Below are 23,837 nucleotides of genomic sequence, written 5' to 3'. Positions count from 1 at the left end.
CAATGTTTCTTTTATTCATTTGGCATTAGAAATTGAAATGGATGAGAACAGATTTGGAATACTATTCTCAAAAGCTAATGTAAAGGAAGGGATTAATTCATGTATTCTTTCTTGCATTGGTTTCTTATCTACTTCTCCAAGTTCGTTCAAAAGTTCATTCTCTTCTAAAGACTCATCTCCATTGATTAACATCCTTAACATATCTGAGTTAATGATTTCATGAGGCGAATGAACTAGCCCATTCATCATTATATATTTTTGGAGCATGGATGAATTCCCCTCATTCGCTTGCTTTACAGCTTGTTTAAGATATACATCAAAATATTTCTGTGCAAATTCCACACCTTTTAGTGGAACGGCTCCTACATGTTCAACACCTTTCCAACGTAAATCTGCAATTGAACTCAGCCACCATGCCGGCTCAATAGCTTGTTGCATACGTTGCAACACCTTGCGTTCGAATCCAGGTTTATGAGTAGAATGTTCTTTTAAACAAGTATCTAACATTTCAGCTTCAATGGCGGCTACGGTCATCCCCTGTCCATAAATGGGATCAAAGTTACAAAAAGCATCACCTAACACTAATAATCCAGATGGCCAATTTTCCATTTGTTCAAAATGTTGACGAGTGGACTCCTGCGCTCTAAATCCCCTTGGGACACTAATTGGTTCTAACTCTTTAATTAACTCCCTCATCATAGGGGTAACTAAAGAATCCAGTTCTTTTTCATATTCTTTTGAATTTGTTGGTGGATAATGCGTACCTCCAGCAACAAATAGTAGCGCTTGAGCTATGTTATCTTCAATATATAATAAACCTACAGCTCCAACCTTTTTAGCAGGATCTCCTTCAGAAATTGCACTCAATTTCTCTTTGATATGTGAAGGTACTTTATAATATCTCGTGCTATATCCGAAATTCACCTTTAAACGTTCTGGTTCTGGAACATCATAGCCCATAGATGTAAGCCATTTATTGAGTTTAGATTGACGACCACATGTGTCAACTACCAAATCGGTTAACACAGTTCGCTTTGTTTTTAATTCGTCCCGTTCTTGAATATTAATTCCAATAACACGCTTGTGATCAGACGAAGCTAAAAGGCCTGTGACTACTTGCTTTGAATAAAAATGGACATTAGGAATTTCTTGCACACGTTGGCGGATTGTCCATTCTAACAATGCTCGACTGCTTGCTGCACCTTTTCGTTCTATAACTAGTTCCAGTGCCCCATACGGAGAAAATCGAATCATTTTATCATTCTTGACATTATGGGCCCCTAAATTTAATAAATCATCAACATATCCAGGAAAGAAACGGTTCATAATTATTTCTCCACGTGGTAATACACGATGAGGATGAAAGTCTTGGGGTGTACCTGGACGTTCAGATGGTTTTTGAGGTAACTCATCTTTTTCAACAACTATCACTGTCTCAAAATAACTGGAAAGCACGCGTGCAGTAAGTAAGCCTGCAATACCAGCTCCAATCACAAGTGCCTTTTCTCTTTTTTGCTGTTGATATAGTAATTGACTATCCATCAATAATCTCTCCTCTTTCTAAAAAGTATGTTTGTTCAACATGAATCTATTAAAACTTTTCCAGAAATCAGAATAAACGAATGATGATTCTTCATTATTTTAATCAAGGTGGTTCAAATCAGAAAGTACACTCAAATGAGTATCATTTTTTAACAAGATTCAGGTTCATATAACCTGTATAACTGCTCACCGTTTATAATAGTCTTTTTTAAATACCGCTTTATTCACCCTCCTTTTATATTTTTAATAATTTGCACCTTAAATGTATCACTTTTGTTATCCCTATAAATATTTAGGGTTTTTAGAAATATTTATTTAATTTTTGGTAATATTAGGATTCTATTTTATCAAATAAAAACTAGAAGGTTTGAGAGAAGTATGTAATAATGCATAATAAATCAACTGGATATTATGATATACTTTCAAAGAACTGATACAAAATTTCTTTAGATTGGAAAACTGAAGTCTTATCTACCTAATTGTAGGGACGCCTTATGGCGTCTTTTCTTTTTATTATAAAAAACCCTCAAGCATCCATATGCTTAAGGGTTTATCAATTGAAAGGTAGAGCTGTTTGAAATTCTTTAAATTAAGAACAAAGCGGGATTACTCCTAAACCAATTAATAAAGCTGCAGCAAACGCTGGAATTGGCGCTGGAATCTCGATACCTTCTACAACTAAAAAGTATTGTCCATTTACTACTTTAAAACAAACTAATTGCATGGTTAATCCTCCCTTCTGTTAGGATTAATACATTATATTAAATAATCATATTATTTATATAATTAAATAGTTTGTTTTTTAGAAAATGTGTAATTTAACAACGTTCAAGGGAAACACATTAATTTATCTTTCCCTTATTTTCAAAAGGACCTGCTCAAGTCATACGTAAAAACATAAGATAAAGTGAACCCATTAAAACACATGGAATGACCCCTAGTCTTTTTCTCTTATCTAAAGGAGGAACTATTATTATGGGATATGGTGGTAGTTGCGGCGAAGGCTGCGGTTTTGCTGGAGGCTTTGCTTTACTCGTTGTACTCTTTATACTTTTAATCATTATTGGATGCAGTTGCTTCTGCTAAAAAACTATTAGAAAAGGCACCTTAGGGTGTCTTTTCTTTATGCGTAAGAACCTCGCCATCTTATGGAAATGGCGAGGTTCTTATCTATATTATTTATTATCTTGTTCCAGGCTTTTATCAAGATTAGAATTACCATTATTAGGGGTAGCACCATATGCCCACCAACTTAAGAAAACAGATCCACCCCAAAAAGAAAAAAATGAGCTTTATTATTACAAGTCAGCACAAAAATTCGTTTTTGGGGTAGTTGTCTTCTCTTAGCTTGATGGGCATGCGGCTGTACCCCTAATTTGTTCCTCTATCTATCATAATTTCCATGAAATTATTAATAAACTGTTTTTGATTTAATTTCAATCCAATCCTAGCTCCCTCTGCTTTTGCTCCTGGTCGAAAATCTGCGACAGTCTGTCCCCTTAAAGATTCTAAATCAATCTCTACTTTTCGATACATATATTGAAGGAAATCTGGATTGACAATTGCACTTATCGCAACAACATCATGTAAAGGCGCGCCTTTAATACTAGGGTTTAATTTTTTGTAGGCACTGAAGTAATAATCATAAATTGGTTTAATTAATGATTTAAATGGGGTAGTAGTGTGTTCTGCAATATATTCTGCTTCATTTGGAAGTAAAATAGCTGAATTTGTTACGTTTAAAGGAATTATTGTTAAATTTTTAGATTGATTAATTACAAACCGGGTTGAAACTGGATCACCATATGCATTTGCTTCAGCTACAGGTGAGACGTTTCCTGGTTGAAGAAATACCCCGGACATTATGTATATTTCTTTTATGCTTTGCATTGTTTCTTTCCAAAGGTTTAAAGCGATTGCAAGAGAAGTGGATCTACCTACATCAACAATTGTTAATTCTTCCTTATATTTTTCAACAATTGACAGAATAAGACTAAAATTATGAATAGGAATTGATGCTACACTTTCTGGTGGTTGGATAGGTCCAAGTCCTTCTGCACCATGTATTTCTGGATAATAAGCAGTGAAACCATTAAGAAATGGTAAAGAGGCACCACTGATAACAGGGATATCTGTTCTTCCAGCTAATTGTAATAAGTAAACAGCATTTCGAGTCGTTTGTTCTTTTGTAACATTTCCATAACTTGTAACAATTCCAACAATCTCAATTTCAGGATGTAATAAACCATATATAATTGCCAAAGAATCATCTATACCTGGGTCTCCAAATAATAATACTTTTTTCAAGGGGGATTCTCCCTTCTTACATAACTTAATATTTAATAAGACAAGCTCTCTATTATATATGTAAGAAGAGCATATACTTATGATTTATAATTTTAAAAATTGTTATTGTTAGAGTTTTTCGTCTTCATTTAAATGTTTAAATTAAGGTAATAGCGTGTGATAATAAACATGTTTGTCTAGAAAAACCTAGTTTATGTAGAAATAATATTGACTTTTTATTACTTATTTCACTTGTAGGTTTTTCCGAAATGCTGGCCGTAACCCACATCCATCAAGCTAACAGAACAGATTACCCCCTAAACGAAAATTTTGTGTCTTTTTTTAGCGCAGAAGTTCATTATTATCGTTTTTTATGTTCCTTAACTTGATAGAGGTGTGGTGGATCCCTTTTTTAGAAGTAAATACTTCTAAAACCTTGAAGTATTTGAAAATCAATTTTATCTGTTTTTGTCCTTTGAATTATAAAATCTAATCCATTTTTGGTATTGTCCGCATATTTAGGCATTGCTTCAAGAGTATCTGTCAATGGTTTGTTGAAATCGTCCCAATGTATTGGAATAACAAGCTTCGGTTGTACTTTTCGTACAGTTTGCTTGTAATACGTATTTTGGAAAGTACTTTCCTGCTTTCCTAATACCCCTATTCCTAAAAACAAGACATCAGCTCGAATATCATCTAATACTCCTTCTATATAGTTAGCACTTGGTTTAACAAGGAAAGTTTTATTATTATGTGTAATCAAGTAATCATAAGAAGGGTCTTCATGATAATCTAGGACTTTAGCAGGTTGTTTAAGTGGCTTTTTTATTTTTTCTCCTTCATCAAAGGTTGGTGAATGTTTCGATGGAAGGACAGTAACAGTAAAATCACCAAACTTCATAGCCTTATTTACTTCATATACAGACATCTGGTTCTTATTTATATCACCACCAATACCTATGTTAATTGCTGATTCTGAACCATATACATGTGTTCCAGTTCGTTTAGCTATATAAGCTAAATCAAACGCATGATCATAATGTGTATGTGCAATAAATAATCCCTTAAGTTTATTATTATCAACCCCTATTTGATTAAAAGCTTTATCCACAGTATCTTCATCTGTTTTTATATTGCTGAACAACATTTTTGGTAAGGATGGCCTAGAAATAAAACCATCAATCATTAATTGTGTATTTCCATCATCAAATAGTAAAGATGATGTTCCTAAAAATGTGACCTTTACCTCACCTTGATTCAATACTTTTTGTGTTGTTTTTGGAGCATAATACTCCTTGTATTGTTGAATATCTGCTGAAGGTGTTAAAAACTTGTAATAAACGAAAATAGAAGTGATTATTACTAGTACTAGTAATCCTATAAAAAACACCCTTAATTTTTTTCTTAATGTGTATTTCAAAAAACATTCTCCTTTCTAGACAAAAAATATTATTGTTTGTCTGTGCTAAATCCTCCTACTTGAGGCTACCACAAAGTATCTATAAAATTTAAAAAACGCCATCCTTTCCTATGATTCTACAGAAAGAATAGCGTATTTTTTCTTTTTATGGATACATTTTTTAGCTCAATAACGATGGGTTGTTACCTCGAATATAATTATTTTATTTAAATGTCTCTTTTAAATTTGTTTCATATCTTTTCATAGGTTGGTATACAAGAACGTGTAGTGATAAACCTATCACTGCAGCAATGTTTAAAATAATACTTATAATCATTAAAGACCCTTCTATAACTGGAGAAAAGTATCCATTCGTACTTAACGTAGAAGAACTTATACCAAGTAGTAAAATCACTATTAGTAAAGGTAAGTTTTTAACCAATTTGAATCCCCCTTTAAATGTAATATCTTTATATTATTATATCACACACTAGTTTATGTAATTACTATAAGATAGTTATCTATGGGCAATTTCACATGTTTTTTTGTTACAAGTTAGCACGAAATTTTGTTCTGGAGTATTATAAAACTTCCGCTTAATGGCGATGTGGTTCTATCCCATCGCTATCAAGCTAAGAAATTCATTGTACACCCAAACGAAAAAAGATGAAAAAATAATAAAAAGCTTATCATTAAGTGCTAAAAGATAAGCTTTTTTGTCTATACTTATTAAATTTTATTTGATTTCTTCCATGCTAATACTGTAATAAGATATTGAATACCAAATAGGAAAGCAAAAAGTATAATAAATCTTGCTATTACTGATAACCATCCAACGAAATCTTCAGGTAAGTTATATTTGTATGTGGTAGCACCTATTGCGACAAAACATAAAATAAAGGTATTACTCATTTTTTCTTTTAACTTTTCATTTAATTGTTCTTTATTATTAATATCTGTTTCATAAATACCAGTCAAAATGGACACATAGTATTTACCAGTAGGTGTCATAGAAATCGTACATGACTTGATTATATGGTCTTGTGGTATTTCTCTATGCTGTTTGATACGTACCATTTTCAGTTTTGGCAATTTGATATGACCGTTAAGCAACATAATATTTCCGTTCACTACATTCGTTGTATAAGACTTTCTGTCTTTTTTGCTTTTGAATGTTGGGAAGTCATTTTGACCACGAAAGAAATTTTTATAGGCAGTTTGCAAGTTTAGTTGAGCATTTGCCAAAGCTAATGAATCCACTTCTTTTGACCACTCAAATTCTGCTTTGTATTTCGCAGGAGTGGGAAGCTTTTGTTTCTTTAGTTGATCCTTATCATCTTTATGTTTTTCATACGCTTCTTTCCGTTCAGCTAACATTCTGTTATACACGAAACGTACACAACCGAATGTTTTACGCATAAGATGTGCTTGGTCTTCTGTTGGATACAAACGGAATTTATATGCTTTATTCTGCTTTGTCATATCATTTCACCTCACTTTTCACTTTGATTTTCAATATATGTTTTTACTACGTCTATTGGCGAACCACCAGTAGTTAGCAAGCAAAAACTTCTTGACCAAAACATCTCTTTCCAAAGTTTCTTTTTCACTTGTGGAAAGTCTCTTTTAATAAGTCGAGAACTTGCACTTTTATAAGCATTGATGAATTTTGTCATTTCTGTATTAGGGTGTGCCTTGAACAAAATATGAACGTGGTCTACATCATGATTCCATTCAACTAACGTGATGTTATAGTTTTTAGATAATCGAACAAACATATCTTTTGCATAGTCTGACATATCATTATCAAACACATTTCTTCTGTATTTCACGACCAACACAAGGTGATAATATAACAAGAATACTGAATGGTTATTACTATCTAATTTCATTTATATACCAGCCCTTATAATTTATAAGACTGATTATATCAGAGGCAAAATAAAAAGGAAAACCTTTTGGCTACGCCAAACCGAAATTCATCTCCCACCTACCGTTGGGCTACGCCCTTCACACGCTTGAGGAAGGAGAATCCTTTCGGAAAATTCGTTAAAATTTAAAATAGAAAGAAGCTGAAAGTTTATGTATCAACAAAATTATGATGAATACTCATATGATTATACAAATAATCCTAGACAACAATCATTTGTAAATTTAGTAGGTCAGTTTCATATTCTTCCTCAGTCTGTTATTTTACCTAATGGTCAACAACTTCAAGCAGGAACGCGTGTTTTTATTTTTAGAGTAGCTTTTAATCAAATGGGGAACGAAGTGGTTACAATTGTATTCCCTAATGTAGTTGGTGGAAATGTTAGTCTTGGATTAGCGCCAGTTGCAGCTTCTCAACTTTCACCTGGTGGTGGGGTCATGTTCCCCCAAGTTGCCCCTATGCAACCTGGATTTGGTGGTAGATAAAAAAATTTAACAAATAATTTATTTCAGTATATAAAATTAATTAAGTATAGAAAAAACTACACTTAATATAGAAATGGGCCAGATTTTTTAAAAAAAAAGATCCTTTTTCAGTATCAATAACGAATTTCACGTCAACTAGCACCTCTTACGAGGCGCTAGTTGTTATTTTTGTTGTATACATATTAGAAGCATACGTTGTCCGCAAACTAAAAAGGAATAAGTTGATCAAAACGGCCATCTTATGCTTCTTGTTACAATTTTAAACATAGAGTATACAAATTTATTACACTTACTTTTCTTCACCGCTTGCTTGCATGGAATTAAACGTTCAATTTAATTTCAATGCATCTCCCTGAAATACATTTTGGTCTTCACCGCTATCTACGAATGTGAACATTACATAAAATGTATCATCATCACCTGGAGTAAATCCATTTCCTTCTCGATCTACAATACCTTTCTTTACAAGGTCAGGAATACTTCTATTTTTCGTAGCTATCTTTAATTCAGATAATGTAGAATAGTCCGTTTTTGCTTTACTCGTTGTACTCTTTATACTTTTAATCATTATTGGATGCAGTTGCTTCTGCTAAAAAACTATGGGAAAAGACACTCTTATTTGGGTGTCTTTTCTTTATTTCTCAATATAAGAGCTATAAAAATATGCTATGATTTTAATAGAAATTCCCTTGTGTGCAATGAGATAGTAATACCCAACAAAAACCCACCTATTTCCGTAGGTGGGCCTTATCTTTATTACACAATCCAAATTATACTCTGATTTTTCCATCAACTTTATGTAATTATACATATCTACAAAAATTACACCAAATAAATATTATATATAGTAAAATAATAAACGTGGATACATTCTATAAAGCAGATTCTTTTGAAAGGCGTAACATACCAATCATTATAGAAGGTGTCGCGTCACTCTAATACTGATCTCAAATCTCTTGTACTTTGTAAACTAACAATCTGGTGTATATAGACGATTCTGTTTTATAGGGTGTGTTTACACGCATAACAAAGGGATAATACGGATAAGTTTATACTAAATGAACGTGGTTCAAGTCGGAGGAAGGCACCTTAGGGGTGTCTTTTTTTGTACATAATAAAAGCCTCACCCATCCTATGAAAACGGTAATTCCTTTAAAACAAATAACAATTGTAAATATATTAATTTTACATTACATTAAAAGTTAGAGAAAACTCTTATACTAATACAGTGCTAAATAGTAGGTGAAAAAATGGAATTTAACGATTTGGGTATTACCATTAAAGAACTTAGAATTAAAAAAAATATATCACAATCCGAATTATGTCATGGAATATGTTCACAAAGTCAAATTAGCAAGATCGAAAAAGGTATAATTTATCCATCTAGTATATTGTTATATCAATTATCAGAAAGACTTGGCATTGATCCGAATCATATATTTGCACTAACTCAAAACAAAAGATTAAAATATGTAGAAAATGTAAAATACGTAATAAAAGATTGCTTAAAGCAAAAACAATACAAAGAACTTTATGAAATAGTAAAAAAAGAGAAAAACTTGAATAATTTTCAAACAAACGAAGAGAAACAATTTCTAATATGGCATGAAGCAATTGCTATATTTGAGGTAAATAGATCAACAAAAACCGCTTTAACTCTTTTAAATCATGCGTTAAAACTAACTTTAACCAATTCTGATTTTTTATCAGAAAGAGAAATACATATTATGCAGACAATGGCTATATTTCATGGGGAAAATAAAGAATATGAAAAAAGTATTACGATATTAAAAAGATGTTTAACTAATTTTAATAAGTTAGATTTTCCTAGAGATAAAGAAATTAAATTAAAAATCATTTTCAATTTAGCAAAATGTTTAGACTTCACATATCAACATGAAGAGGCAATAAAATACATTGATAGGGGCATCAAATTAGCAATTAATCTAAATACTTTATACTTATTAGGTGAACTATTCTATTTAAAAGGTCAGTGTTTATTAAAGATTAAACAACACAATGTAGAAGATGTTGTTTATAACTGGAAAAAAGCATTATTTATATTTGAACTAACAGAAAAAGAATATTATATAAAAATGGTACAAGATGAACTTATTGAAATACAAAATAAAAAACACTCATAATTTCGTAAAAACTACTTAAAAAACCCACAGGAAAAGTTCCCGTAGGTTTTACATTTATAAACATCTTATTTTTTTTATAAACTTAATTTTTAAACATTATTACTTAATGTGAATTTTCGAATAAAAGTTTACTTAACGTATTTTTTATTTTGAAATTTGCATCCCTATTAATACTTTATACTTCTTTTCACTTGAACCATCTTAATTTTAAGATGGTTCAAGTGAGAGGATGGCACCTTAGGGTGTCTTTTCTTTATGGATAAAAAAGTATCATCATTCGTATACTATACGTCTCAAACATATAGTATGCAAATTACTACGCTTACTTTTCTTCACCGCTTGCTTGCATGGAATTAAACGTCCAATTTAATTTCAATGCATCTCCCTGAAATACATTTTGGTCTTCACCGCTATCTACGAATGTAAACATTACATAAAATGTATCATCATCACCAGGAGCAAGTCCATTTCCTTCTCGGTCTACCACACCTTTTTGTACAAGATCCGGAATACTTCCATTTTGCGTAGCTACCTTTAATTCAGATAATGTAGTAGACCAAATTGGAACCTCATTTTTATCCAAATTCCACAAGAAATCAACACGGATATGATCACCAAAATCAGCATTTCCATTATCCCCTTTCGCATCGATTACACTGTAATCTGTCAGGAGTTTCACATCTCCTATTGCTAAGGTTCCTTTGTTAACTAATTGAAAACCGCGCTCCATTTCATCGCCTGGTTTCAAATTGTCGACATTAATAACAACTTCAGGATTCACACTCAAATCTAAAGTACCCGCTGCAAACGTATTTTGTGATACTTCCTTATCACTAAAATATGCATATGTTCCCCCGCCAATTAAGGATAAGCCAAGCGCTGCAGTTATAACACCCATACCAAGTTTTTTCTTCATACTCATTTCACAAGTCCCCCTATTTTTAAAGGTCAAATTACAAAACTTATTTCCATCCCACAAACAATACTAATTAAGCAACCACCTTGTCACATAATGAAAGCGAACTCACTTTAAACTAGCTATTTCATGCACCCAAACAATTATTACTTTTAAAATGACCGGTAATGTTACCGTAAATCATTACCGGTCATTTGTTACCCAATCCCATTTCATTTACTATTCATTGTCTGATTACTTTATTTACTCTAGAAGTTTTCCTACTTATTTTTTTGGTTCTAAACCAATAGAGCGTAAAATTTTCTCTAACGTCACTGGCCCTACATTTTCTTTCGGTTTCTGATTTTCTTTAGCATCTGGACCCTTTTTCAAGAAGTTTTTCTCAATAAAACGAATATCAGTTTCGTTTACAACACCATCTTGATTCACGTCACCATCTTTAACAGACACTTTTCCTTTTTCATATGACAGAGCTGCTATTCTAGCATCTTGAATATCTACCATTTTATCGCCGTTTACATCACCTGCAAGGTTATCATCCATGTCAGCTCTAAAGTTTTGTCCCACTAATTCTCCGTCTTGCATTTTCCCTATTTTTGTTGTTAATTTACTATTTAAATGACCTGGCATTTCTACGAAAATATCATATTCTTTATCGCTTACTGGGACACTATGAATTTCAAATTGCCCGTTATCACCAATCGTTCCTGTATATTTCTTTCCATCCTTGCCAACTACGTACACTTTTGCTCCTAGTTTTGTATAGTCTTTCTTACCTAAATACCCCTCTTCATTCAAGAAAGCTTCCGGGCCAATATATCCTGTAACCGTTGAATGTTTCGAAACAATAGCAAAAGATTTATCTTTAAACGCAGGAATCTCAATGCCTTCTGATGCACCAGCTTTTGTATAAGAGAACTTATCTACTCCAAATGCAGTTAAATCATTAAAGTATTCATCGTTCGTCATCTCGAATGTAACATCTAAAAATGGTGTATCACCATCTAATCCTTTAAATTCTTTTCCTTCCAATGACGCGCCAACTTTCACCTTGTTTTCCCAAGCTCCTTCTTCATTTACCTTTGGATCTTCTAATTTAAGATTCAGTCCATGTTGTTTTACATATTCCGTAAGTGCTGGATTTGGTTTCACATCTGTAAATTTAAATAGCTGCTTGTAATAAGGAATTTCAAATGTACCTGACATAAGCTGTTTTACATTATTGAGATTCAAAGTTAACGTAATTTTTTCTCCTAATTTGATTTTCTCTTTGTCATAACTTGGAACAGCGTATTCTGTCCCTTCCTTTACAAAGACGTAATCTTTATATCCAGTTGCCATATTCCCTGCAGTTGCAAGATCATATCCAAATAATTTTAGATTTAACGGCTCGTTTATTTCCTCTGGAAGTACTCCAAATTTAAAATCACCATTTGCTTGAATTGTATTCAGCCAACCTGATGGAAAGGCTGAGTTTTGATAATATACAATTTGATTCGCTTTTTGATCATACTGCAAGCCTTTTGCCTTTAATGCATCTACTGTAGAATCATAAATATTACCATGCACCCATAAAGCCCGCTGGCCGTCTTCTTCTTTAAACATAGAATCATTGACTTCGTGTATACCAGGTTGTACATCCTTAAATTTCATTTCAGGTATTATATTATCAATGATAATGCTATCGCCTTTTGTATAAGATTTTCCTTGTTTATCATATCCAACAAAGTTCAATTCGTAATCTCCATCAGGCAACATAACAGGTTTATCCGCAATTGGATGAGCTGGATCTCCTGTAAATGGAAGTACATACCCTCCCATACCAGAAAACATCATATATTCAACATTCGGTGTTAGACTACTTGCATTAAGTGTACCAACGACTCCTAATGCCTTCCCAGTCTTTCGGTCCTTCACAACTGCATCAATGGTTTCAAGAGGACTATTCAATTTAAATGTCAACGGTGAACTTGGTCTTTCCATAAACGGATGGAATTTAGAAGCATCTGTTGCCATTGCATCCCTCAGTAAATCTACAGACGCAATCCCTTTTTCGGTGAATTTAACTGCAAATGGTACTTGATATACTTCTTTTTCATTGTTTTTATTTGTAATATGAATATATCCCTCATATCTACCAAATTCAGCGTTTCCTGGAATGATAATTTCAGAGCTAATTTCCTCTGATGTACCAGGAGCTACTTTAATAGACTCTGGTACGTTTAGCTTCACACCATTCTTCGCTGCATCTTGCACACCTACACTTGTAGGTGAAAACTCTACTTCTAATTTAAACTCTTTCCCATCTGTTTTACTGCTGTTCTTAATTAAGACTTTTCGACTATCTTTAATAGGCACAGTTTCTAGTTGATTTTTATATCCAAATGCAATAGAACCTGTTTTTTCTTCAATTTCTACTTCTTCATCATCTACAACGTTTGATGTTTTATCGATAACCTCGATAGATGTATCTGCATGAACTGCACGATATGCATCAATTCGTCCTGAGCCCACCTCAAATACTGAACGCTCCTCTTTTAAGTCAACTGCGGTATTCATAAGTGCTTCTTTTACTTCAAATGGACTATAGTTTGGATGTTCTTGTAAAATGAGTGCCGCTACCCCTGCAGTATGAGGAGTTGCCATAGAAGTACCTGACATACGTCCATACGCAACCGGATAATTTTCTCCATCCTTTGGATCATTAATATATTCAGGAACTGTTGAGAAAATAGACACACCTGGTGCTACAATATCTGGCTTAATATCATCTGTTTTAGTTGCAGGACCACGGGAGCTGAAATCAGCTAAGCGATCTCCCTCTGTTTTTATATTACTTAGTTCCCCAAATACTAACGACACATCTCCTTGTACAGCTTTTGCTTGTAATTTCTCACCATCTACTTTTGTTAAGCGGAACGATGGAATAGATGAAGTATTTTCCCCAAGGTAACTTGTAATTTCACCATCTACATTGTTATATACGATTACCGCCTTTGCGCCTGCTTCCTTAGCATTTTTAATTTTTTCATCAAATGTAATCTCACCGCGTTGGATAAGAGCTAACTTCCCTTTTACATCTTTCCCTGTAAAATCACCTGATTTCCCAAGCCCTGCATATACAACTGATACGGATTGACCTTTCAAATCTTCAATCTTATCAGTAAAGCTTTTTCCAAGTAGCATCATCTTATCCACATGTAAATCACCTGCATCTGCAGAAAACGTTGGGATTGTCATTGCAGCGTCACTGGCTCCCACTGTAATTGGAAGTGCCGCTGCACTAGGTGATCCAATGGTACCTTCTTCCGGACCACTATTACCTGCTGCTACTACAGTAACAACACCAGCTAACATCGCATTGTTCACTGCCACAGAAGTAGGATATAAAGGATCATTAATAGACGCTCCTAGTGATAAATTGATAACATCCATATCGTCTTTCACTGCTTTATCAATCGCAGCAAGAATACCACTTGTTTGTCCACTTCCATATGGACCTAATACGCGATATGAATATAAATCTACATCTGGAGCAACGCCCTTCACTGCATAATCCACACTATTCTGTTTGTCTGCAGCAATTGTCCCAGCCACATGCGTACCATGGGATGTATAATATGCACTTCCCTCATAAATCTCAGGATATCCTCCAGAATTTTGCCAATCCTTATACGTTGTCTCCATTGGATCAGCATCATTATTAACAAAGTCCCATCCTTTTATGGAGTTCGGATCTATTTTGCTTGGATCTTCACCTTGTTTTGCACGATATCCTTTATATGCATCTTTCAAATCTGGGTGGTTGTAATCAATACCTGTGTCTAGTACACCTACCTTAATTCCTTTACCTGTTATTTTTTCATCATGCAGCTTGTCCACACCAATTTGCGGTACACTATCTGCCATTTTTGGTTCAACAGCAGTCTTAGCTGTTTCTTTCGGCAAATCAATTTTAACCTCATGATCTTCCCATACACGCTTAACCAAACCAGTACGAACTAAGTCTTCGATCATGTTCGCAGGTAAAGAAATCGCTACACCATTAAAAGCATTCTTATATTCTCTTGTTATTTTTGCAGATTTTAAATTTGCCCCTTTCTCTTTATTCTTTTGAAGTTGTTCAAGCTCTGCTTTAAACCCTTTATGTGATGCCTCAACCTTTTGTTCCGCATTTGAAAGAGCCACCTTTTTCCCTTTAGCCGCTTGTTTTAATACCTCAATTTTGCTAGGTGCTTGCTTAAACTCTATAATCACATTCACATTATTAGGACTTGCTGTATTGATCCCTGGCGAAATAACAAAACCTGGTTTTGTATCTAACGTTTTTAAGGCATTACGTTGTTCCTTTGTAAGACCTTTCAAGATAGCATTTGCATCATCAATTCCAGTTAAAGTAGATGTATTTACCTCTTCAGCTAAGACGTTATATGGAATTCCTTGAGACAATAACATTCCAATTGTTAACGTTCCAATAAGAATCTTTCCAAATTTCCCTCGTTTCATATTGCATCTCCCCATTATTAATATTATTTTTTGAAACAAATTGATTCTTAATTTCCCATTTAGTATTGAAAACTCTATTAAACTTAATCTTTTGTATCACGAAAGGTTTCCAACGCTACTACCATCCCCATACCTCATATAGCTAATTACTCACGTTTCTCATTCTATAAGAGCCCTCCATCATTTATTTCCAATAAAGGATTTTCACGAAATGAATTATTAACAAAGTTAAAATGTAATTCTATTTTCATTATTTCACATTTTGATTATTCTGAAAATTAAACAAAAGGAGTATCTTTTCTTTAAGGATTCTATGCCTACATAGTACAAAAGAACTATCTTGTCCTTTATTCTGTGTAATACAGAATAAAGCAACATGATAGTTCTTTGAAAAATCTCTTATTTAATCCAACGGAACCAATTGATTTCGAACTGCATAAATCACTGCTTGCGATCGACTTTTCACATTTAGTTTTTTAAAAATTTTATTGATGTGAATTTTAACGGTTTTATCACTAATATATAGAACTTCAGCAATTTCTTTATTACTAAGTCCTTTTACTAGTTCAAAGAGAATCTCCTTTTCACGTTCCGTCAGTTCATTTTCATTTGATTCTACTTTCATTTTTTGCTGATGATATGTAATTAATTTTTTAGTCATACGTGGATGAATAACGGAATCGCCTCGATATAACATTCGAATTGCTGCCACTACCTGCTCCGATGATGAATCCTTTAATAAATAACCATCAGCACCGGCCTGGAGTGCATCCATTAAATACTCATCATGCTCATACATTGTAAACACAAGTACTCGGCAATTCGGATATTTTTTTTTCACTAACTCTGTAGCTTCAATCCCATTTTTCCCTGGAAGATTAATATCCATCAAAATACAATCTGGTCCGCATTCTTCTACTTTTCCCAATACCCCATCCCCCGAGCTAGCTTCTCCAACCACTTTCATATCAGATTCATCCTCTAGTATGCTCCGAATTGCATCCCGTAAAAAAGCATGATCATCTACTACTAATATTTTAATCATTTTACGCACCCCTTGTTTGTGAATCTGGAATTAACAGTGTAATTTCTGTCCCTTTCCCTACGGAACTATCAATCTGTAAAGTAGCCCCTAATTGTTCAGCTTGCTCATTCATATGTAATATACCATAATGTGGCTCATTCTTTGTTTTCACCATAGACTCAAACAGTGAAAAACCAACTCCATTATCCTTAACTCTTAAAAGCACGTGCTCACTTTGATAACTGAGTAAAACATCAGCCTTTTTTGCTTGTGCATGTTTTACAATGTTTTGCAAACTCTCTTGCAATGTATCAAAAATAACTCTTTCTTTCGAAAAGCTAAGCGCACGTGCATGACCTCTTTCATGATATGTAATATCTAGTTCATATTCTTGTTTTAAAGATTTTATTTTACTTGCTATCGCCTGCTTAAGGCCTAATTGTTGTGTCGGATATGGTTTTAAAGCATAAATAGAATAGCGAACTTCTCCTAGGCTTCCTCTTAAATCTTTTATGCTTTTCTCCACTACTTGCTGCATATCTATTGGTTTATTACGGTATTTTTTCTGCGCGGATTCTAGTTGGAATATCACCCCGGCTAATGTTTGCGCAATACCATCGTGAATTTCTCGGGCGATTCTATTTCTTTCTTCTAGAATCATTCTTTTTTCCTGTTCAGAAATCAATATCCTTGTTTTAACTACATTAGCTAATTGGTTAGAAAATGTAGCCAACGACTGTACATCCTCTGGGAAGAAACCCGCATTTCTACTCTTCCCTGCAACAAACATCCCGACTAGTTCATCATTTACAATAAGAGGAAAATATACAAGTGAGCGTATGACACTATCAAATATTTCATCTCCAGGAGCCGTACCAATTTTCCAATCATTAAATACAATATTCTTAGAAAGTTCCTCAAATGCTCGAAAATTTTCTAAATGATCAGAAATATCAGATTTGACTTTTCCATCTTTTAATAGAATATTCCAGTTCCCATCATCTTTTGTCCATATTACATATGCTTGTATACCAAAAAAACCTTTAAGTGCTTGTTTAATATGCTTCAAGTTTCCTCCGGTTAATCCTCGACTAATTTCGGTCGTAATAAGAAATAACTCATATAATCGTTCCTTCTCCATCCTTATCCGTACAGAAAAAGAACTAATAATGGAAGTTGCTACAAGTGGAAAAAAGAAAAACAGTACTGTAATCTCGTTTACTTCCACACTATATGTACTAATTAATACGTGCATTAGTGCCGCATAAGAGAAACCAAAAGTTTCGCAAAGAAATACCGTTACAGTTTTTTTATACCACTGATAGATTGAATATGGCTGCGGAAGGAGTATCATTAACAAATCGTAAAAGCGATTGTTGAAAAAACAAAAAATCACGCAAAATAATAACAAAGATATTAAATTCTCATACAGAACTGACATACCTATCTTATTAACTATTAAGGACATACATTTGTCTGAAAACCATTCGGCCAAGAACAAACTAAGTGCATGCTGAGTACTATTAAATAACATTCTTTGTATCGGTGAACGACGATGCAGGTGAATAATTAGCGTGACGAGTACAATAGCAACAATAGTTATATGGATTCCAAACTGCCAACTCATAGCGTAAATTATCGGAAAGGTAAGCGAGCTAGTTCCTCTCCAAAATCTTACAGGAAAATACTCTGCAATCCCCATAAATAGTAACAACAATATGAGTATTGTTGGATGAGAAGGGATTTTAATTTCAAGTAAAGATATAGTTATAGTAACCAAACCAAGAAAAGAAATAAAATAAAGATAAAAACTAGCAATCTTTTCTCTCATAAAGATAGAATTTACATCTTTCAAAACAACCCCTTCTTTCCTTATAAAAACTTCGTTTTCTTTATTATCTAATAAAAAACCGGCACTGGCAAAATGGAAAGACATCCACTAGCCAATCACCGGCTGTGTACTGCACCTATAAAGGCAAGACACAATACTAGTATATAACAGTTTGTAAAGTTTACCCATTAGTCAAATGGTGTAATTGTACATACTTTTAGACTTAGTTCTACTAGTACAAAAGATGTATACAGAATTTTAATTTTGATTCATTAAAACAATTAAAAAAATGGGAAAGCAAACGTAAATACTTATCTATTCATATCATCTAAATCCTTAGGTATTGTATATTTTATTTTTTCATTTCCATAAAACCAGTATATTTTAGTTCAAACTGTTGTTCGTTTGGCTTATTAGATTCTAATTTAATAAATTGATATTCTGGATAAATAATTTTCTTCTTAAAATCTACTTTAGCAACAATTGCCTTATCTCCTTTAAAATCTAATACAACTAAATCCGTTCCTTTCAATATTAGATAGTCCTCCTTAATACTAGCCATACCAAAACCAGCTTTAAAAATTGACAATCCAATCACTATAATAGCAACACAAACCCATAACTTTATATAGTTTTTAGAAAGTGTATATAAACTCACTGCTATCGCAACAAGATACCATCCACTTGAATAGAATTTATCAAAATTAATTACATTAAAGTAATATAAAAAAATTACTAAAATAAGAATTATAAAAGAGCACCATTTAAGATCCCTCTCATTTCTCCCTCTTCTATTATCTAATTTTAGTAACCTTTTAAAAGAATCTTTTAAACCAGTATCTTCATTTAAAAATACATTATAAATCAATCCTAATATACCAATGGAACCTATGGTAATTGTAATAACTGCTATTATAGATGGGTTTACATCAATTAATTTATGAGGTAATTTATAAAACGTTTTAAATCCCATTTCATACAAACACACAATCCCATACGTAAATACAGTAATAGCAAAAATAATTATTGCAGAATCTATTTTTTTATTTTCCATTATAAATTGCCTCCTTTAAAATCATTAATACCTATATTGTGTTATAAAGATTTAAAGTTATAACTTATAGTACCCATACTGCCAATTTGTTTTTTTATTGCAAATAAAAAAACACCATCTGGTACCTGTTTATATAATCCCAAAAGCAGTAGCTATTAAATAAATTGCTCTTTTTTTCTTTTGAAAAAACTTATCTCATGATTTTTTTGTCACATTTTATTTTAAGGAAAAAAAGATGCCCCTCCTCAAGCCTGTTCTTTTTGTTTTTTTCATCCGGACAAATAATGCTTTGTAGTTTTTCAACTCCTTCACTACAAGTCTACATATTTTCTTTTTATCGATATCCTCCAACAATGACAATTGATTCATACAGTATGGTTCCCGTGTTTTCACCATATTAAAATTTACTTACTTAATTTATTTATTAGGTTTCCTAATAATTGTTGGCCACTTATTGGTAGTAATATTAATATATATTTTGCAGATCCTAATACACTTTTAAAATATAATTTATCATTATACCAATTAAATTTCTCCTCTATTCTCCCTTTAACTAATACATCACCTAGTACTAATACATTTTCATTGGCAGGGTTAATAAATAATTGTTCTTTTTTTAAATCTACTGCATTAATAAGAATTTTATACTTTCTTGGTACACCTTCAAAAAAATGATTCTCCACAAAACTACTAAAATAGGGCTCATTTTTTTCAGATTCACTTTCAATATGAAACCAAACAAATTTCTTACACTTATCTTTATATCTCATTCTATAATTTGAACTAGCACTTGAATTTCCAATTAAGTTAATAAGACCTGTTTGTTTATAATTAATAAGTTGTTCCTCATAAAAGAAATCTGTATAATGAATTAATTTCCTCCCTTTAATCTCCTGATATTCTTCATTAGTTATAGCTCTAACATGATATTTACCACTAAATTTCAAGTAATAGTAATACATTGTAGATCCCATGAGAAATACAAATATTATTCCCACCCCAAAATAAAAGCTCATATAAACTACCAATCCCAATTCCAATCCCCATACAACTGTGATTAAAAAATTTCTAGCATGTCCTATACGTCCATTTATTTTCTTGCCTAGTTTCTTTTTTCTCAAAGTCAAACCTCCTTGATTACCATTTATTCTAACTGGCTAACCAATATTATTTTAGAATGATCTTATCTACTTAACTCCCAGCTTTTACAAGAATAACAATAAAATCGTTAAATTACAATTTATTGATTTTATTGTTATTTTAATAAAACCTACAATTTTCAATCACATAGTTTTATTTCTTCTCCCTTACAAATCATAAATTCATAATTTCCGCCTTCTCATTTCTCTCATATCAGTTGGGCAAATTTTACATTCATTAACACTAAAGTTTTCATTTGATGAACGATTGTAATAACAACGCCTGCATTTTTTTTCGCTAATATCACCGATTTTATATGTGAGCTGAGTTCGTTCTTCATTTGTAAATTTTATATTGATTCCCCTAAAAACTTACTCTTCTAAATCTTCATCAGATACTTTCAGTTCCTGCTCTAATTGCTTTTCTCCCTTTTATTTTGCTTATTTACTTTTGAAAGAGAAAAAATTAACCGAGAATTCACTATAAAACTATCATCAATCTCCCGTAAATTGTCTAAATCATTTACTTCTAATTCTCTAATTAAAAGGTTCATCGTATTCTCCTTTACGGAGTACCTCCAATTCATACTATTTCCCCTAGTTCTTTATTTGACTCTAATTTACTAACTGATTAGGGTTATTGCAAATCAAGATAATAAAACCGCATCTCCAATTATTAGATAACTATCTAATACATTGGAGGTGCGGTTCACTTAGGTCATTGATGTTTCAGCTATTCTCTTTATTTGAAAATTACATCTACCATACTAATTTAATATTATATTCCTGAAGCCAACTATTAACTTGAAGTAAATAATCTATTATACCTCGTGCATCATTACCTGAAATTACTTCGTCTTTTCCTTCTGCAATAGCACGAACTCTTTCTACATTAATTAATGGCAAAATAGGTGATTCAGGATTATTCAACACATGTAACATCCAATCACTAATACCTTGTAGATAAGAGGCATCCTTTGTGCTTGGATATGCACTTTTTTTGCGATAACGTACATCTTCTGGAAGTACATTTTCAAAAGCTCGACGTAAAATACCTTTTTCAATATTGTCTATACTTTTCATTTCGAATGGGACATTCCATAAGTATTCTACAAGCCGGTAATCGCAAAATGGAACTCGTACTTCAAAGCCATTCATCATACTTGTGCGATCTTTTCGTTCTAGCATAAATGGCAAGAAACGTGTAATAAACATGTAAGACATTTGACGTTGCTTCATTTGCAGATCACTTTCACCTTCTAAAAAGGGAATCTCAGCAACCGCATCTTCAAATTTTTGTTTTTGATATTTTTCAGGGCTAATCTTCGCTTTAAAATTCTCTGATAAAATCTCTGTACTATACCATAAATTAACACTCCAAGGGAATATCTCTGCATCTAGAAACTTCTCTTGATGGAACCATGGATATCCTGAGAATACTTCATCTGCGGATTCCCCTGAAAGTGCAACTGTTGCATCTTTTTTCATTTCCTTAAATAACAAATAAAGAGACGTTTCTAGTTCTCCAACTCCAGGTAGATCACGCGCTCGCATTGGAGTTAATAAATACTCTATTAAACTATCTGATCCTAACTCTATAGAATGATGCTTTGTTCCTACATATTCAGCTACACGTTTCACCCAAGGTTCATCACGATCAAAACGAAGGAAGTCTTGCTCAAAGTCTTTTTCATCATTGATGAAATTCAGAGAATATGTATGAAGACGTTCCCCTTTATTCCCAAATTCGTTTCCTGCTAAACCTGTTAAACCACTGGAATCTAAACCTCCGGAAAGCATAGATACCACTGGTTTATCAGCAATTAACTGACGTTTAACCGTATCTTGTAAAATGGAGCGGATTGTCTCGACTGTTGTATCAATATCATCTACATGTTTTTTACTTTCAAGTTTCCAATACTGTGTCGTAGTCGAGCCATTAGAGGTAAACGTCATATAATGGCCAGCACGCACTTCATGTATATCCTTGAAAATAGCATGACCAGGAGTACGTGTTGGTCCAAGGCAGAATATTTCAGAAAGTCCTTCTTTATCTACCTCAGCATCTACAAGTGGATGTGAAAGTAAAACTTTTAACTCTGAACCAAAGAGAATTGCGCTTCCCCTTTGAGCGAAAAATAAAGGCTTCACGCCTAGATGGTCACGACCAAGCATCAATTTCCCAAATCTTTCATCCCAAATACCAAAAGCGAAAATCCCATTTAAGTGTTGAACACAATCTTCTTGCCATTCTAAGTAAGCATGTAGTAATACCTCTGTATCCGACTTGGTCTGAAATTCATGACCTTTCTCCTCAAGTTCTTTACGTAATTCCTGATAATTATAAATCTCTCCATTGAACGTAAGGCCAATTGTATCATTTCCATCTTTATAGAGCATAGGTTGAAGGCCACCTTCAGGATCAATGACGATGAGACGTCGATGACCTAATGCCGCTCGTTTTGAAAACCAATGTCCCTCTGCATCAGGCCCTCGGTGAATGATAGCATCTGTCATTTTTTTTAACGTTTCTTGTTCATGAGACAGGTCTTTAGACCAGTCTATCCACCCTGCAATTCCACACATAGTGTCTACCTTCTCTCAAATAGTATAGAAACCGACTAAAATCAAATATCAGTCGGTTTTCCGTAAAAAAATCCGACTAAAAACATCTTTTAGTCATGTTTATATAATAAAATGAATTGAATAAAAAATCAAATAATTCATTCAAGAAAGAAATCACCGTCCCCTTTCACTTGAATTCTCATCGTCCGATTAAAAAATTATTACCTTAAACTTTCATTTTCATCCTAAGTGATACAGTTGCATTCTATTATAGTTATATACTAGAAATAAGAATGGTGTATGTTATTCTATAAGAAGAAAATAGAGGACTTTCTATTAGGATTTACAAAATTAGAAATGAACTAATACAGAATGTAAAGACAGAAAACTTCGCTAAATATTTCAAGGATAGGGTGTAGACAATGATCAAATTAGAAAAAGAAAATAAAAAAATGAAAATCATTCAATCTGCCACAATACTGTTCTCTACGCGTGGTGTCCGTAACACAACGGTTGATGAAATTGCAAAGACAGCTAAAGTTGGTAAAGGTACTATTTATTATTACTATACAGATAAAACTGAAATATTATGCGACTGCTATATGCGTCATATTCAGCTTAAACGCTCACAATTATTTAATTTATATAAAGAAGAAAAAGATGTTTTACTTCGAATACAAAAAATTCTTCATTATATCAGCCTAGAATATCATCAAGATCCATTTGTTTCTACACTCTTTCAAGAATATAAAGAGTACCATTCACCTGAAATTACAACTTGTTTTAAACAATCTGAAGAAGAAGCAATTAACATGATAAGTAATTTACTTGAAAAAGGTTATCAGCAAGGAGCTTTGCATAAGGTCCCATTACCGCTTACAGCTTTTATGTTAGTACGAATGATTTTTAACTACGAACAGGATTATATAAAAGATGATAAAAGTGATACAGAATTTCTGCAGTTGCTAAAACATATGCTTCTTAAAAACTAGTTTTAACAGCAAAAAAATAATTGT

General features: G+C 32.8%; 18 protein-coding genes and 4 pseudogenes. 5 read left to right on the top strand and 17 right to left on the bottom strand.

Annotation, left to right across the window (positions count from 1 at the left end; all coding sequences use genetic code 11):
• Positions 1-15: 15 nt before the first annotated feature.
• The gene (locus NZ044_RS27830) at positions 16-1,542 is read right to left on the bottom strand and encodes an NAD(P)/FAD-dependent oxidoreductase (RefSeq protein ID WP_340950094.1); all 1,527 of its coding nucleotides are present in this window, start codon (positions 1,540-1,542) and stop codon (positions 16-18) included.
• Between the two features lie 589 nt (positions 1,543-2,131).
• Positions 2,132-2,266, bottom strand: coding sequence for a hypothetical protein (locus tag NZ044_RS27825; RefSeq protein WP_001177696.1), 135 nt, complete (start codon positions 2,264-2,266; stop codon positions 2,132-2,134).
• A gap of 251 nt (positions 2,267-2,517) precedes the next feature.
• Between NZ044_RS27825 and NZ044_RS27820 the strand changes: the two genes are divergently transcribed.
• Complete coding sequence (locus NZ044_RS27820) at positions 2,518-2,628, top strand: YjcZ family sporulation protein (protein WP_000540371.1); 111 nt, start codon at positions 2,518-2,520, stop codon at positions 2,626-2,628.
• A 285-nt stretch (positions 2,629-2,913) separates the two neighbouring features.
• On the opposite strand, the gene NZ044_RS27815 is transcribed toward NZ044_RS27820, so the two are convergent.
• The 5 genes and pseudogenes from NZ044_RS27815 to tnpA all read right to left on the bottom strand — a co-directional run bounded on the left by NZ044_RS27815 (position 2,914) and on the right by tnpA (position 7,119).
• Positions 2,914-3,849, bottom strand: coding sequence for a nucleoside hydrolase (locus NZ044_RS27815; protein ID WP_097892046.1), 936 nt, complete (start codon positions 3,847-3,849; stop codon positions 2,914-2,916).
• A 391-nt stretch (positions 3,850-4,240) separates the two neighbouring features.
• Positions 4,241-5,248 (bottom strand): MBL fold metallo-hydrolase, encoded by a 1,008-nt coding sequence (locus tag NZ044_RS27810; protein WP_016078307.1) that lies wholly within the window; start codon positions 5,246-5,248, stop codon positions 4,241-4,243.
• A 202-nt stretch (positions 5,249-5,450) separates the two neighbouring features.
• Entirely contained in the window at positions 5,451-5,669 is a 219-nt protein-coding gene (locus NZ044_RS27805) for a hypothetical protein (protein ID WP_000240396.1), read from the bottom strand.
• Positions 5,670-6,166: 497 nt separating this feature from the next.
• Positions 6,167-6,709: pseudogene (locus NZ044_RS27800) on the bottom strand (RNA-guided endonuclease TnpB family protein); the annotation flags it as partial.
• A gap of 11 nt (positions 6,710-6,720) precedes the next feature.
• On the bottom strand, positions 6,721-7,119 hold the full coding sequence (gene tnpA / locus NZ044_RS27795) for an IS200/IS605 family transposase (RefSeq protein ID WP_016078303.1): 399 nt from the start codon (positions 7,117-7,119) through the stop codon (positions 6,721-6,723).
• 190 nt (positions 7,120-7,309) lie between these two features.
• Here tnpA and NZ044_RS27790 point away from each other — a divergent pair, with 190 nt between their 5' ends.
• Positions 7,310-7,642: a hypothetical protein gene (locus tag NZ044_RS27790; RefSeq protein WP_000284732.1), complete on the top strand. Its 333-nt coding sequence runs from the start codon at positions 7,310-7,312 to the stop codon at positions 7,640-7,642.
• A gap of 328 nt (positions 7,643-7,970) precedes the next feature.
• Here the strand turns inward: NZ044_RS27790 and NZ044_RS27785 are convergent.
• Positions 7,971-8,162, bottom strand: a pseudogene (locus tag NZ044_RS27785) (TasA family protein); the annotation flags it as partial.
• A 10-nt stretch (positions 8,163-8,172) separates the two neighbouring features.
• On the opposite strand from NZ044_RS27785, the pseudogene NZ044_RS27780 reads away from it, so the two are divergent.
• Both NZ044_RS27780 and NZ044_RS27775 read left to right on the top strand, forming a co-directional pair.
• A pseudogene (locus NZ044_RS27780) lies at positions 8,173-8,235 on the top strand (YjcZ family sporulation protein); the annotation flags it as partial.
• Positions 8,236-8,892: 657 nt separating this feature from the next.
• Positions 8,893-9,786 carry a helix-turn-helix domain-containing protein gene (locus NZ044_RS27775; protein WP_340950093.1) on the top strand — a complete coding sequence of 298 codons (894 nt, stop codon included), beginning with the start codon at positions 8,893-8,895 and terminating at the stop codon, positions 9,784-9,786.
• Between the two features lie 322 nt (positions 9,787-10,108).
• Here the strand turns inward: NZ044_RS27775 and NZ044_RS27770 are convergent, their stop codons facing one another.
• The 9 genes and pseudogenes from NZ044_RS27770 to asnB form a co-directional block, all read right to left on the bottom strand.
• On the bottom strand, positions 10,109-10,708 hold the full coding sequence (locus tag NZ044_RS27770) for a TasA family protein (protein WP_000061951.1): 600 nt from the start codon (positions 10,706-10,708) through the stop codon (positions 10,109-10,111).
• A 258-nt stretch (positions 10,709-10,966) separates the two neighbouring features.
• The gene (locus tag NZ044_RS27765; RefSeq protein ID WP_340950092.1) at positions 10,967-15,208 is read right to left on the bottom strand and encodes a S8 family serine peptidase; all 4,242 of its coding nucleotides are present in this window, start codon (positions 15,206-15,208) and stop codon (positions 10,967-10,969) included.
• Between the two features lie 403 nt (positions 15,209-15,611).
• Positions 15,612-16,253 carry a response regulator gene (locus NZ044_RS27760; protein WP_000590673.1) on the bottom strand — a complete coding sequence of 214 codons (642 nt, stop codon included), beginning with the start codon at positions 16,251-16,253 and terminating at the stop codon, positions 15,612-15,614.
• Between the two features lies 1 nt (position 16,254).
• Positions 16,255-18,087, bottom strand: a complete 1,833-nt coding sequence (locus NZ044_RS27755) for a GAF domain-containing sensor histidine kinase (RefSeq protein ID WP_340950091.1) — start codon at positions 18,085-18,087, stop codon at positions 16,255-16,257.
• A 328-nt stretch (positions 18,088-18,415) separates the two neighbouring features.
• Positions 18,416-19,117: a hypothetical protein gene (locus NZ044_RS27750; RefSeq protein WP_340950090.1), complete on the bottom strand. Its 702-nt coding sequence runs from the start codon at positions 19,115-19,117 to the stop codon at positions 18,416-18,418.
• Between the two features lie 404 nt (positions 19,118-19,521).
• Positions 19,522-20,238, bottom strand: a complete 717-nt coding sequence (locus NZ044_RS27745) for a hypothetical protein (protein WP_340950089.1) — start codon at positions 20,236-20,238, stop codon at positions 19,522-19,524.
• Positions 20,239-20,465: 227 nt separating this feature from the next.
• The gene (locus NZ044_RS27740) at positions 20,466-20,597 is read right to left on the bottom strand and encodes a hypothetical protein (protein WP_340950088.1); all 132 of its coding nucleotides are present in this window, start codon (positions 20,595-20,597) and stop codon (positions 20,466-20,468) included.
• Positions 20,598-20,693: 96 nt separating this feature from the next.
• A pseudogene (locus NZ044_RS27735) lies at positions 20,694-20,810 on the bottom strand (GNAT family N-acetyltransferase); the annotation flags it as partial.
• 205 nt (positions 20,811-21,015) lie between these two features.
• Entirely contained in the window at positions 21,016-22,842 is a 1,827-nt protein-coding gene (gene asnB / locus NZ044_RS27730) for an asparagine synthase (glutamine-hydrolyzing) (RefSeq protein ID WP_098902825.1), read from the bottom strand.
• Between the two features lie 401 nt (positions 22,843-23,243).
• Here asnB and NZ044_RS27725 point away from each other — a divergent pair, with 401 nt between their 5' ends.
• Positions 23,244-23,813: a TetR/AcrR family transcriptional regulator gene (locus NZ044_RS27725; RefSeq protein ID WP_000593069.1), complete on the top strand. Its 570-nt coding sequence runs from the start codon at positions 23,244-23,246 to the stop codon at positions 23,811-23,813.
• The last annotated feature ends 24 nt before the right edge of the window (positions 23,814-23,837 follow it).

The sequence above is a fragment of the Bacillus sp. FSL K6-1338 genome (genome assembly GCF_038006965.1).
Lineage (GTDB): Bacteria > Bacillota > Bacilli > Bacillales > Bacillaceae_G > Bacillus_A > Bacillus_A thuringiensis_S.
Note: the sequence above shows the minus strand (reverse complement) of the source record. Positions and strands in the feature narration are given on the sequence as shown.